Origin of the sequence: Pseudooceanicola pacificus, assembly GCF_009789075.1 — a bacterium.
Taxonomy (GTDB): Bacteria; Pseudomonadota; Alphaproteobacteria; order Rhodobacterales; family Rhodobacteraceae; genus Pseudooceanicola; species Pseudooceanicola pacificus.
The window spans coordinates 20,304-33,365 of sequence record NZ_WNXQ01000002.1; the positions used below are offsets into that span (position 1 = coordinate 20,304).

11 protein-coding genes are annotated in these 13,062 nt (G+C 68.8%); 7 read left to right on the forward strand and 4 right to left on the reverse strand.

Annotation, left to right across the window (positions count from 1 at the left end; genetic code table 11):
* Positions 1-31: 31 nt before the first annotated feature.
* Together GLS40_RS03185 and ntrX are read left to right on the forward strand one after the other, a co-directional pair.
* Complete coding sequence (locus GLS40_RS03185; RefSeq protein WP_160381185.1) at positions 32-2,332, forward strand: sensor histidine kinase NtrY-like; 2,301 nt, start codon at positions 32-34, stop codon at positions 2,330-2,332.
* Entirely contained in the window at positions 2,325-3,740 is a 1,416-nt protein-coding gene (gene ntrX, locus GLS40_RS03190; RefSeq protein ID WP_160381186.1) for a nitrogen assimilation response regulator NtrX, read from the forward strand. Before GLS40_RS03185 ends, ntrX begins: the two co-directional genes overlap by 8 nt.
* Before the next feature lie 562 nt (positions 3,741-4,302).
* Here the strand turns inward: ntrX and GLS40_RS03195 are convergent.
* The 4 genes from GLS40_RS03195 to GLS40_RS17795 form a co-directional block, all read right to left on the reverse strand.
* On the reverse strand, positions 4,303-5,622 hold the full coding sequence (locus tag GLS40_RS03195) for an HlyC/CorC family transporter (RefSeq protein WP_160381187.1): 1,320 nt from the start codon (positions 5,620-5,622) through the stop codon (positions 4,303-4,305).
* 85 nt (positions 5,623-5,707) lie between these two features.
* Entirely contained in the window at positions 5,708-6,643 is a 936-nt protein-coding gene (locus tag GLS40_RS03200; RefSeq protein WP_160381188.1) for a site-specific tyrosine recombinase XerD, read from the reverse strand.
* A 3-nt stretch (positions 6,644-6,646) separates the two neighbouring features.
* Positions 6,647-8,164, reverse strand: coding sequence for a hypothetical protein (locus GLS40_RS03205; RefSeq protein WP_160381189.1), 1,518 nt, complete (start codon positions 8,162-8,164; stop codon positions 6,647-6,649).
* A 49-nt stretch (positions 8,165-8,213) separates the two neighbouring features.
* Positions 8,214-8,363 (reverse strand): hypothetical protein, encoded by a 150-nt coding sequence (locus GLS40_RS17795; protein WP_202075858.1) that lies wholly within the window; start codon positions 8,361-8,363, stop codon positions 8,214-8,216.
* A 133-nt stretch (positions 8,364-8,496) separates the two neighbouring features.
* Here GLS40_RS17795 and GLS40_RS03210 point away from each other — a divergent pair, with 133 nt between their 5' ends.
* From GLS40_RS03210 to GLS40_RS03230, 5 genes are all read left to right on the forward strand, one after another.
* Entirely contained in the window at positions 8,497-9,042 is a 546-nt protein-coding gene (locus GLS40_RS03210; protein WP_160381190.1) for a shikimate kinase, read from the forward strand.
* Positions 9,039-10,151 carry a 3-dehydroquinate synthase gene (aroB, locus tag GLS40_RS03215; protein ID WP_160381191.1) on the forward strand — a complete coding sequence of 371 codons (1,113 nt, stop codon included), beginning with the start codon at positions 9,039-9,041 and terminating at the stop codon, positions 10,149-10,151. The genes GLS40_RS03210 and aroB overlap by 4 nt, the downstream gene beginning before the upstream one ends.
* Before the next feature lie 189 nt (positions 10,152-10,340).
* Positions 10,341-10,850: a DinB family protein gene (locus tag GLS40_RS03220; RefSeq protein WP_160381192.1), complete on the forward strand. Its 510-nt coding sequence runs from the start codon at positions 10,341-10,343 to the stop codon at positions 10,848-10,850.
* 55 nt (positions 10,851-10,905) lie between these two features.
* On the forward strand, positions 10,906-11,901 hold the full coding sequence (acuI, locus tag GLS40_RS03225; RefSeq protein ID WP_160381193.1) for an acryloyl-CoA reductase: 996 nt from the start codon (positions 10,906-10,908) through the stop codon (positions 11,899-11,901).
* A 685-nt stretch (positions 11,902-12,586) separates the two neighbouring features.
* Positions 12,587-13,003, forward strand: coding sequence for a universal stress protein (locus GLS40_RS03230; protein ID WP_160381195.1), 417 nt, complete (start codon positions 12,587-12,589; stop codon positions 13,001-13,003).
* Positions 13,004-13,062: the final 59 nt, after the last annotated feature.

Below are 13,062 nucleotides of genomic sequence, written 5' to 3' on the forward strand. Positions count from 1 at the left end.
TGGCCGTTGAGGCTACACATCTAGGCGGGGGATGCCTGTGGCAACCCGGGCACGAAACCTGACATGGAACCGGCTGGCCCGGCTCCGTCGTCAGAAGCGATATCAGAATGCGGCGACGCTCGGGCTGGTGATACTTGGCCCGACGCTGGCGCTGTGCACCTTCCTGGTGCTGGGCCCGCTGGACCAGGGCGCATCGGCCCTGTCCTTGCGGCTGGTGCTGCTGGCCGACCTTGTCTATGTGCTGGTCGTGGCGGCGCTGGTCCTGCAGCGGGTGGCGCAGATGGTGGCCGCGCGGCGCGCGCGGTCGGCCGGGTCGCGGCTGCACCTGCGGCTGACGGGCGTGTTTGCGCTGATGGCGCTGATCCCCACGGTGACGGTTGCGATCTTTGCCATGCTGACCGTGAACATCGGGCTGGAGGGCTGGTTTTCCGACCGGGTGCGCAATGTGGTGGGCACCTCGCTTGCAGCCGCGCGCGCCTATGAGGACGAGCATCGCGGCGATCTGGAAGAAGACGCCCGGGCGCTTGCCAATTTCCTCGACGGGGCGCGGGATGCCGCGTTCTTCATGGGCGATGCCGAGCTGCGGCAGGTGCTGACCTCGGGGCAGGGCCAGATCCAGCGCGGGCTGCGCGAGGCCTATGTCATCGACGGCACGGGCGAGATCCGGGCGCGGGGCGAACGCTCCTACCTGTTCGATTTCGAACGCCCGAGCGCCGAACAGATCACCCAGGCCGAGGAGCAGGGATTCCTGCTGATCGAGGATTGGGACAACAACGAATTCCGCGCCCTGTTGCCGCTGTCGCGTTTCACCGACCGGCTGCTCTATGTCAGCCGCCAGGTCGACGGCGAGATCCTGAACCTGCTGGACGACACGCAGGAAACGGTGCGGCTGTATCAGCAGCTGGAAAGCGAACGCGGCAGGGTGCTGTTCGAGTTCGGGCTGCTCTATGTCGGTTTTGCCGTGATCCTGATCCTGGCGGCGATCTGGCTGGGCCTGTGGTTCGCCGAACGCCTGTCGCGCCCCGTGGGCCGGCTGACCGGCGCGGCGCAGCGGGTCGGCGCGGGCGACCTGGGCGTGCAGGTCCCCGAGGAGGAGGGCGAGGACGAAATCGCCATGCTGGGGCGCTACTTCAACCAGATGACGCGGCAGCTGAAGGGGCAGCGCGACGCCCTGCTGGAGAACACCGCCCAGATCGAGGCGCGGGGCCGGGTCTTCGACAGCGTGCTCTCCTCGGTGACCTCGGGCGTGGTCGGGCTGGATGCCGAGGGGCGCGTGACCTTCGTCAACCGCTCGGCCGAGCGGCTGCTGGCCTGGGACGAGGGGCGGACGGCGACGATGATATCGGTCGCGGTGCCCGAGTTTGGCGCGCTGTTCGAGCAGATCCGCGCGGGCGGCGGGCCCGTGGTGCAGGAGGAAATCCGCGTCTCGCGCAAGGGGCGGAGCGAGAACCTGCTGGTGCGCATGGCCACCCGGCGCAATGCCGACGGGCGGCGCGAGGGCTATGTGGTGGCCTTTGACGATGTGACCGACCTGGTGGCGGCGCAGCGCATGGCGGCCTGGGGCGATGTCGCGCGGCGCATCGCGCATGAGATCAAGAACCCGCTGACGCCGATCCAGCTGTCGGCCGAACGCATCCGGCGCAAGTTTGCCCGCCACCTGGACGAGGCCCAGGCGAGCGACCTGGAGGGGCTGACCGAGGTGATCGTACGTCAGACCAACGACCTGCGCCGGATCGTCGACGAATTTTCGAAATTCGCCCGCATGCCGGAACCGGAGCGGCGCGACGAGGATCTGGCGCGGCTGGTGCGTGACGCGGTGCTGCTGCAGCAGGCGGGCCAGCCCGACGTGGATATCACCAGCGACATTCCGGCGGCGGCGATGCCGGCGCGGCTGGATGCGACGATGATCGGGCAGGCGCTGACCAACCTGATCAAGAATGCCGGCGAGGCGACCGAGACGCTGCGCGAGAAGGGCGCACCGGAGAATTACGGTCCGGCGGTGCGGGTGCGCTGCGGCGTTGCCCCCTCGGACGGCGACCCGGAGCTGGCCCCCTGGGCCGAGGTCCGGATCGAGGACAACGGCATCGGCCTGCCCGAGGACCGGGCCCGGCTGTTCGAACCCTATGTGACGACGCGGGACAAGGGCACCGGACTGGGCCTGCCCATCGTCAAGAAGATCATCGAGGAGCACGGCGGAACGCTGGCCCTTGAAGATGCGCCCCTGTTCGCGGGGTGCAATCACCACGGCGCCGCGGCGGTGATCCGGCTTCCCCTGAAGCCGGTGGAACAGCCGCAGGTCCGCAAGGAAAGAGAGCGAGAGGCACATGAGTGATATTCTGATCGTTGACGACGAGCGTGACATACGTGAGTTGATTTCCGACATCCTCGAAGACGAGGGCTATACCACCCGGCTGGCCGGGAACTCCGACGACTGTATGGGGCAGCTCAACGCCGAGCCGCCCGCGCTGATGATCCTGGACATCTGGCTCAAGGACAGCCGGATGGACGGGATCGACATCCTGAAACACGTCAAGCGCGACAATCCGGATGTGCCGGTGGTGATCATCTCGGGGCATGGCAATATCGAGATCGCCGTCGCCGCGATCAAGCAGGGCGCCTATGACTTCATCGAGAAGCCGTTCAACATCGACCAGCTGCTGGTGGTGATCCGCCGCGCGATGGAGGCCAGCCGCCTGCGCCGCGAGAACAACCAGCTGAAGCGCAAGGACACCCAGTCGGCCGAGATGATCGGGGCATCGGCCGCCTATCGCACGCTGGTCTCGCAGCTGGACAAGGTCACCAAGTCGAACGGCCGCGTGATGCTGAACGGCCCGGCCGGGTCGGGCAAGGAGGTGGCGGCGCGCTTCATCCATGCCCATTCCAACCGGGCCGAGGGGCCGTTTGTCGTGGTCTCCTGCGCCTCGATCGACCCGGACCGGATGGAGCAGGTGCTGTTCGGGCGCGAAAGCCCCGAGCGCGGGGTGGAAAAGGGCCTGCTGGAGGAAGCCCACGGCGGGATGATCTATTTCGACGAGGTCGCGGACATGCCCCTGGGCACCCAGTCCAAGATCCTGCGCGTGCTGGTCGACCAGCAGTTCCTGCGTGTCGGCGGGTCGGACAAGGTGCGGGTGGACCTGCGCGTCGTCTCCTCGACCAGCCGCAACCTGGAGGCCGAGATCAACGGCGGCCGCTTCCGCCAGGAGCTGTTCCACCGGCTGAACGTGGTGCCGATCACCGTGCCCAGCCTGGAGGAGCGCCGCGAGGACATCCCGCTGCTGGCGCAGCATTTCATCGAGGGGCTGAACCGGACGCAGGGCCTGCCGCTGCGCGCCCTGTCCGAAGAGGCGGCGGCGCTGATGCAGACCATGGTCTGGCCCGGCAACGTCCGCCAGCTGCGCAACATGATCGAGCGGGTGCTGATCCTGGGCGACGGACGCGGCGAGATCACCTCGGCCGAACTGCCAAAGGAGGAAAACAAGGCGCAGGGCGAGGACCGCGTGGTGCTCTCGGGTTCGCTGGCGACCCTGCCGCTGCGCGAGGCGCGCGAGGCCTTCGAGCGGGAATACCTGCTGACCCAGATCAACCGCTTCGGCGGAAACATCTCGCGCACGGCGCAGTTTGTCGGCATGGAACGCTCGGCGCTGCACCGCAAGCTGAAGTCGCTGAACGTGGTGACGACCTCCAAGGCCGGGTCGCGGGTGGCCCATGTCGAGGACGAGGAAACCGTCGAGGTGGATTGACCCTCCCCGCCTGGGCTGCGGGAGGGGAGATGACGCCGGGCGCCGCGGGCGCCTCGGCCGGGGAAGGGGGGCTGTCTGCCCCCCTCTTGCACCTGCGGTGCAATTCACCCCCCGAGGATATTTTTGGCCAGAGGAAGCGAGCGGGGCGGTGCGGGGGCCGGGGCGTCCGGACAGGAGCCCCACGTTTTGGTCTGGGCGTGCGACCCGCGTGCAACCGGCATTGGACGGCGAAGCGGGGGCGGCGGAGACAGCCGGGTTTCATGGCTTGGCGTGAGGATGCGCCGCCGCGGGATGTCGCGTAGGATGCAGGCCCGCGCAGCGAATGCAGATGCAGGCTGTCGGGCACGCGGCTCGTGCCGGTGTGACGTGTTTTCGGATCGGCGTTCGGATGATCGTGGCGCGTTTGGTGTCCGGGGTCATGTCCCGCCCGCTGCGGGATCTCGACTCATCCTCCGGAGGGGGCGGCGGGCTGGAGAGGGGAGCAGGAGGTGCCGCCCCGGGGGCGTTGCAGGGCAGGTGGCTGTGCGGCCCGGCCCCTGTGCCCCGGGTTGAGGCGCGCGGGTCAGGCCACCGGTTCGAGGGGGCGGATCTTGAGCCGGGTGATGCGGTTTTCCTTGCGCGCCACCACTTCGAAACGGAAGCCGTGGAACGAGAAGACCTGGCCCACCGTCGGGATTGACTGCGCCTCGTGGATCACCAGGCCGGCGACGGTATTGGCCTCGTCATCGGGCAGGGACCAGTCGGTCGCGCGGTTCAGGTCGCGGATCGTCATCGCGCCGTCGATCAGGTACTGGCCGTCTTCGGATTTGCGGATCGAATGTTCCGCATCGGCGTCGAATTCGTCGGTGATCTCGCCGACGATCTCTTCGAGGATGTCCTCCAGCGTGATCAGCCCCTGAAGCGAGCCGTATTCGTCGACCACCAGCGCGAAATGCGTCCGCATCTTGAGGAACTGGCGCATCTGGTCGTCCAGCGTCGTGGTCTCGGGCACGAAATAGGGCTTCATCGCCACATCGGCGATGCGGAATTCGCGCAGCCCCTCGGCCGCGCTGCCGGCGGTGACCGAGAGCTTGTGCACCGCGCGCAGCAGGTCCTTGGCGTGGATGATGCCGATGATGTTCTCGGGGTCGTCGCGATAGACCGGCAGGCGGGTGTGGCTGCTTTCCAGGCACTGGGCCAGGATGTCCTCGGGCGAGTCTTCGGCATTGATGATCTCGATCCGCGAGCGGTGCAGCATGACCTCTTCGACCGTGCGATCGCCCAGGTCGAGCGCGCCGAGCAGGCGGTCGCGGTCCTCTTTCTCCACCACGCCCTCGGAATGGCCGAGGCTGATGGCGCCGGCGATCTCCTCGCGCACGGCGAGGATCTGGCTGTCGGGATCGGTGCGCACGCCAAAGATGCGCAGCACCAGCCGGACCAGCAGCCGGACGGCCGAGACCAGCGGCGCAAAGACCGTGATCACCACGCTGATCGGGGCCGACACGCCGGCGGCGGCGGCTTCGGCATTGGTGATGGCATAGGTCTTGGGCAGCACCTCGGCGAAGATCAGGACCAGCAGGGTCATCACCAGGGTGGCCAGCGCCACCCCGTTGTCCCCGAAGAGCCCGGTGAAGAGCGCCGTCGCCAGCGAGGTGGCGAGGATGTTGACCAGGTTGTTGCCCAGCAGGACCGAGCCGATCAGCCGCTCGTTATCCTCGGTGATGTCGAGGGCGCGCTGCGCGGAGCGCGAGCCCTTGTCGGCCTGCGAGCGGAGTTTGCCGCGCGAGGCGGCGGTGAGCGCGGTTTCCGAGCCCGAGAAGAAGGCCGAGAGCACCAGCAGGAAGAGGATCGCCGAGGCGGTGATCCAGAAGGCGGCGTCGTACAGGGTGGCTGTGTCGTCCATGGGTCAGGTCAGGCGGCCTATGAGGGGTTCGCATGGTTATGGGGCCGGGCGGCCCGGCATTCAAGCGTGGCACCGAGCCGCGCCGTCAGCCGCGGCGCTTGCGCATCAGGGGGTGGTGATCCTGCACCAGATCCTTCAGCCGCTCGTCCAGCACATGGGTGTAGATCTCGGTGGTGGCGAGGTCGGCATGGCCCAGCAGGGTCTGGATCGCCCTGAGATCCGCCCCGCCGGCCAGCAGGTGGGTGGCAAAGGCATGGCGCAGGGTATGCGGTGTGACCTTGTCGGGCGAGACGCCGCCATAGGCCGCGATTTCCTTGATCAGCAGGTAGAACCGGTTGCGCGTCAGGTGCCCCGAGGCCCCGCGCGAGGGGAAGAGGAATCGCGAACCGGCCGCCCCGCGCGCGCGCGCGGCGACATCGGCCTCGTCCCGCAGGATCAGCCATTCGACCAGCGCCACCCGGGCGGGCCCCGACAGCGGCACCATGCGTTCCTTGCCGCCCTTGCCCAAGATCAGCAGCATGCGCGGATCGCCCCGCGCGGCGGCAACCGGCAGCGAGACCAGTTCGCTGACCCGCATCCCGGTGGCGTAGAGCAGTTCCAGCAGGCAGGTGTTGCGCACCCGGTCGGGGACCGAGCGGCCCTGATGGCGGGCGGCCTCCAGCAGCTTGCCGACCTCTTCGGTGCTCAGCGTCTTGGGCAGGCGCTTGTCGCGCCCGGGACCGCGGATCTGGATCGCGGGATTGTCCGCGCGCCAGCCTTCCTCGAAGGCGAAGCGGTAGAGCTGGCGGATGGCCGAGAGGCGGCGGGCGCGGGTGGCGCGGCTCAGCCCCTGGGCGTCGCAGAAGACGAGGTAGGCCTCGACATCGTCGCGGCTGGCGGTGGCGAAGCCGTTGCCGCGCCGCTCCAGCCAGTCGGCCACGTCCTTCAGGTCGCGGCCATAGGCGAGCAGGGTGTTGCGCGCCGCGCCGAGTTCGGCCGCCTGGGCCTCGAGGAAAGCGGATATCCAGCGCGCGGCGTCCACGGCTCAGCCCCTCCGGTCCAGGATCAGCATCTGCAGGGCGGCCTGGCGGGCGATGTCCTCCAGCCCGACGGAGCGCAGGACGGTCAGCGCCTCGGTCGCGTCCTTCCACTCGCCCGCGGCGGCGCGGGAATAGAGCGTCATGGCCCTGAGGATCGCCTCGCCCAGACGGTGCTCGGCGATCATGCGGCGGGTCTCGTCCGTGGGGCGGGCATCGGGGGCCCAGGCGGCGGCCACCGCGCGGGCGGCGGCGGAATGCGCCTGAGCCTTGCCGGGATCGCCGGTGGCCAGGGCGGCGAGGAACAGTTCCTCGGGGCCGTCGGCCTGCATCTTCATCGCCGCCGCCTCGTACCCGCTCGACAGCATGGCGGTGCGGAAGGCCGTGCGGCGGGCGGGTTTGCCGGGCAGGTCCATCCCGGCCAGCCTGTCGCCGTAAAGGCGGGCAAAGGGCACCTCTAGCCAGACCTCGCGCATGGCGGCCCAGGCGGCGGTCACCGTGTCGGCCACGGCCTGGGGTTCGCCCGAGGTCATGGCGGTGTCGAACTCCTGCACCGCCGCGACCCGGTCCCAGATCCCGCCCGAGGCGGCGGGCTTGCGTTCGGTATAGACGCCCAGCAGGCGGTTTTCCGGCAGGGCGCCGGTGCGGGCCAGGCGTTCGATGGCCTCCAGCTCGGATTTCCAGCCCGACAGGTTGCGCAGGTCCGACATGGCATAGGCGCGCGGCTGCGAGGCCACGGGCAGCGACTGGCCGATCGCCTCGTGCAGGCGGAAGACCAGCGGCGTGATCCGGGCCGGCGGGGCCAGCGGGGGGGCGCCTTCGACCAGTTCGGGATCCAGGAACATTTCCAGCAGCGTGTCGGTCGACGGCGGCAGCACATTCAGCGCCCGCACGGTCGAGAAGGTCAGCGCCGCCGCCCGCCAGTCGCCGCGCCGGGCGAGGCAGTAGATCCGCGCGTCATAGCCCGGCGCAAGGTCGGGGCGCGCATCCATCCGGGCACAGGCGTCATCCTCGGTCCCTGCCAGCAGAGACAGGTCGAAATAGCGGTTGAAAACCTCGGGGTAGCGTTCCGGCCCGGCGCGTTCGATCAGGGCCAGCGCGGGTTCCACGGCGCCCAGTTCGGCCAGCTTGTCGATCCGGGCGACCAGCAGCACCGGGGCGCTGCCGTGATCGGCGGCGGGGTCTGCCTCGGCCAGCAGCAGGGTATAGAGCAGCGACTGCATCGCGGGCAGCCGGTCGACGTCGAGCCGGCCCATCAGCCCGGCCAGAACGCTTTCGCGCGACCCGGCCCAGAGCGTTTCGGGAAAGCCGGTGACCGCCGAGCCCAGCAAGCCGACCGAGGCCGTGTCGACCTGGTTCAGCGGCGTCACCTCGACATCGGGACGGCTGGCGCCCCGGGCGACGGGCGGTTCCACCACCGGCTCGACCGGGCGCATGACGGCCGTGGGCAAGGACTGGCTGAGCCAGTCGATCGCCGAAATCGGCGCCTGTGCGGCGACCGGGCCCGCCAGAATCGGGCCTAGCACAGTCGGGCCCGCCAGGAGGGCCAGCGCAAGCGGGAAAGGGATCAGGCGCCTAGTTGACATCCAGCGTCACGGGCGAGCGGACCTCGGTCAGGGGCGGCGAGAAATCCACGCCGAACCACGGGCCGAGATAGGCATAAACGACAAGGGCGAAGCCCAGCAACAATGCCAAATAGAACAACCACTTGATTACGGTAAACATCCGTTGCTGCCCCGGTGCCTGATTTCATATGCCTGCTTCTTTTGGGACTTTATAACTGGCATTTCCGACAAGATCACGTCATTCAGGCAAGATCGTGAAGAATTGAGCGAGAGACAGCCGAGTCAGGCGCGAAATGGGGTGGAACGTGCGGAAAACCATCGTGCTCGTTGGCATGATGGGAGCAGGCAAGACGGCTGTCGGCAAGGCGCTGGCGGCGTCGCTGGCCGTTCCCTTTCTCGATTCGGATCACGAGATCGAGACCGCCTCGAACCAGTCGGTGGCCGAGATATTCGACCGTTACGGCGAAGCCTTCTTTCGCCGGAAAGAGGCCCAGGTGATCGCGCGCCTTCTGGACGAGGAATGCTGCATTCTGTCGACCGGCGGGGGTGCCTTTCTGCAAGAGACGAACCGCAGCGCGATCAGCGCGCGGGGGGTTTCGGTCTGGCTGGACGTGCCGCTGGACCTGCTGTGGAAAAGGGTGCGCCAGCGCGACACCCGGCCCCTGCTGCGCACCGCCAATCCGCTGGCCACGCTCTCGGGGCTCTACGATGCGCGGGTGCCGATCTATGCGCTGGCCGATCTGAGCGTGAAGGCCGATCCCGCCTTCACCGTGCAACAGATGGCCGAGCGCGTGCTCGACGCGCTGGCCGTACGCCCCGATGTTCTGGAGAAAACATGATCGACACCATCCGCGTCGAACTTGGCGACCGCAGCTATCCCATCCACATCGGCCCCGGCCTGCTGGGCCGCGCGGGGGCGATGATCGCCCCGCTGCTGGCGCGTCCGCGCGTGGCCGTGGTGACGGACGAGACGGTGGCCGCGCTGCACCTGGACACCCTGCGCGCCGGGCTGGCGGGGCAGGGGATCGAGACGGTCGCCCTGGCGCTGCCCCCCGGAGAGGCGACCAAGGGCTGGCCGCAGTTCGAACGCACCGTGGAATGGCTGCTGGCGCAGAAGGTCGAGCGGCGCGACATCGTGCTGGCCCTGGGCGGCGGGGTGATCGGCGATCTGGCCGGATTCGCCGCGGCCGTGCTGCGCCGGGGCGTGCGCTTCGTGCAGGTGCCGACCTCGCTGCTGGCGCAGGTCGACAGCTCGGTCGGGGGCAAGACCGGGATCAACGCGCCGCAGGGCAAGAACCTGATCGGCGCGTTTCACCAGCCCTCGATGGTGCTCTGCGATATCGACGTGCTGGCCTCGCTGCCGCCGCGCGACTTCCTGGCCGGCTATGGCGAGGTGGTGAAATACGGGCTGCTGGGGGATGCGGCGTTCTTTCACTGGCTGGAGGAGAACGGCCCCGCCGCCGCGGCCGGTTCGCCCGAGGCGCGGGCGCGGGCGGTCCGCCGGTCCTGCGAGATGAAGGCCGAGATCGTGGCCCGGGACGAGACCGAGCAGGGCGACCGCGCGCTGCTGAACCTGGGCCATACCTTCTGCCACGCGCTGGAATCGGCCACCGGCTATTCCGACCGGCTGCTGCATGGCGAGGGCGTGGCCATCGGCTGCGCCCTGGCGTTCGAGCTTTCGGCCCGCCTTGGCCTGTGCCCGCAGGAAGAGCCCAGCCGGGTGCGTGCGCATCTCAAGGGCATGGGCATGAAATGCGACCTCTCCGACATTCCGGGGGAGCTGCCCGGCGCGGCGGCCCTGCTGGATCTGATGGGGCAGGACAAGAAGGTCATCGACGGGCAGCTGCGTTTCATCCTCGCACGCGGGATCGGGCAGGCCTTCGTCACGGCCGATGTCCCGCGCGAGGCGGTGCTGGCCCTGCTGGACGAGGCGCTGACGGCGGCCTGAGGGCCAGAGCGCAGCGACGGGGACAGGGTTTCCGGCCAGGGCGTCGTGGGGGGCGCTGTTGCTGCGCGTGCGGCGCCGGGGGGCTGCGCGGGGGGCGGGGCTGCGCATTTCGTCGCGCCGGGGGCGTCTTGGGTCTTGCAAACCGCGTTGATGGCTTGTGAATATCGGGCCGACCAAGGAGAGGTTTCGATGATCAGTCCGGCCTATTGCGTGATGATGGCGCAGTACAATTCCTGGCAGAACCGCTGCATGCGGCAGGCGATGGAGCAGTTGGACGAGGCCGATCTGACGGCGGATCGCGGCGCCTTCTTCAAGTCGATCCTCGGCATTGCGAACCACCTGCTCTGGGCCGACCGGATGTGGATGTCGCGACTGGGGGACACGGTCGAAAAGCCCGATGTCGCCGCGTCGGGCAGCACCGCGATCACGCCCACCTCGGCGGTCTGGAGCGCCGAGCGGTTCCGGCTGGACGGCCAGATGGAGCTCTGGGCCGAGGGGCTGCACGCGATCGACCTGACCGGCAACCTGCGCTGGTATTCCGGCGCGCTCGGGCGGGACACGGCGCGGCCGGTGGCGCTCTGCGTCGCGCATATGTTCAATCACCAGACCCATCACCGCGGCCAGATCCACGCGATGCTGACCGCCGCCGGCGCCAGGACGGCGGACACCGATCTTTTCATCATGCCCGGGCTCGAGTAAGGCCCGGGTCCGGCGCGGGCGATCCGCGGCGGAAGACTTCTCAAGGAGGACACCCATGTTCAACGCCCTGATCGTCGACAAGACCGGGGACGGCCCGGCCACGGCCAGCGTCCGGCAGATCGATACCGACGAGCTGCCCCATGCCGAGGTCACGGTGGCCGTCGAATATTCGACGGTGAACTACAAGGACGGGCTGTGCCTGTCGGCCAGTGGCGGCGGGCTGGTGCGCAAATATCCGCATGTGCCGGGCATCGATTTCGCCGGCACGGTCGAAGAGAGCAGCGACAGCCGCTACAAGCCCGGCGACAAGGTCGTGCTGACCGGCTGGCGCGTGGGCGAGGCGCATTGGGGCGGCTATGCGCAGAAGGCGCGGGTCAAGGCCGACTGGCTGGTGCCGCTGCCCGACGGGCTGACGACGCGCCAGGCGATGGCCGTGGGCACCGCCGGGTTCACCGCGATGCTGGCCGTGATCGCACTGGAGGAGCACGGGCTGACCCCGGGCCACGGGCCGGTGCTGGTGACCGGCGCCGCGGGCGGCGTGGGCTCGGTCGCCACGGCGATCCTGGGCAAGCTGGGCCATGAGGTGGCCGCGGTCACCGGCCGTCCCGAGACGGCGGCGTACCTGAAGGATCTCGGTGCGACCACGATCGTGGCGCGGGAGGAGATCAACGAGACGGTCAAGCGGCCGCTGGAAACCGAGGCCTGGGCCGGCTGTGTCGATGCCGTGGGCGGCGCGATGCTGGCGCGGGTGCTGGGGCAGATGAAATACGGCGGTTCGGTTGCCGCCGTGGGCCTTGCGGGCGGCGCGGCCCTGCCGGCGACGGTGATCCCCTTCCTGCTGCGCGGGGTGAACCTGCTGGGCATCGACAGTGTGATGAAGCCCTATGCCGGGCGGCTGAAGGCCTGGGAGCGCATCGCCACCGATCTGCCGATGGAGAAGCTGGAGGCGATGGTTCATCCCGCCACCCTGTCGGATCTGCCGGGGCTGGGCGCGGATATCCTGGCCGGCAAGGTCAAGGGCCGCGTGGTGGTCGACGTGGCCGGAAGCTGACGGAGGCGCGCCGTCTCTCACGACGGCGCAAGCGGCCCCGTCGGACAGGAGCGCCTTCGGCGCACATGATGTTTTGCACCGCGCATCCGCGCGGTGCGTCTGACTCCTCCGGCGGGCATATTTGAAGCAAGAGGAAGCAGGGGACCGGCCCCCTGCTTCATCTCGTCCAAAATACTCCGGGGGAGACGCACCGCAGGTGCGGCGGGGGCAGAGCCCCCTTTCTTGCACAACATGCAGCCTGTCCATCCGGCGGGTCCGCCGGAATGCGGGGTCAAAGGGCCGTGACCCGGCTGGTTTGGGCGACCCATGTCCCGGATCTGGGACCACCACCTGCCGTACAGGACATCGGCGTGCTGTGCCCGCCGATTTGGCCGCCCGTCCGGGGGCCGGGGTGCGGCTGTCGCGGGCTGAGCCGTGGTGCCGTCACGCTCGGGGGGGGCGAGGGCAGCAAATGCGGCGGTCCGCGGGCTGCCCGATCGTGGGCGCGATGTGTTTTCTGCGACAGGATCGGTCGCTTTTGCATAGAATATGGGCGTTGCCGGTTGAACCCGGACCCATGGTTTGATTAACCTTTCACCTCAAGGATGTGCTGCGCCCTGCCGCGGCACGGATGCCACAGCAGCGCGAGGGAGAGTACCCGGACCGGACGTGGCCGGCCCCTTCGCGTCAAACCGGGAGAGGTGAGATGTTCTCGACAATCATGGTGCCCGTGGACCTGGCCCATGCCGACCGGCTGGGCAAGGCGCTCGATTGCGCGGCCAGGCTGGCGAAGGCCGAGGGTGCAAAAATCGTCTATGTCGGCGTTTCGGCCGCCGCGCCGTCCTCCGTCGCCCGTACGCCCGAGGACTTCGCCGAGAGGCTTGCCGCCTTTGCCGCCGAGCAGGGCCGGGCGACGGGGATCGAGGCGTCCTCTCATGCTGTCACCAGCCACGATCCGGCCACCGATCTGGACCCCGCCCTGTTGCGCGCGGTCGAGGAGACGGGCGCCGATCTGGTGGTGATCGCAAGCCACATTCCCAATGTGGCCGACCATATCTGGCCGTCCAACGGCGGCACGATCGCGGCGCGGGCAAGGACCTCGGTCCTTGTCGTGCGTGACTGAAGGCAAGCGGGCGCCAAGACCCGCGACATGTTGTTTACCATAGCGAACAGGGGGGCCAT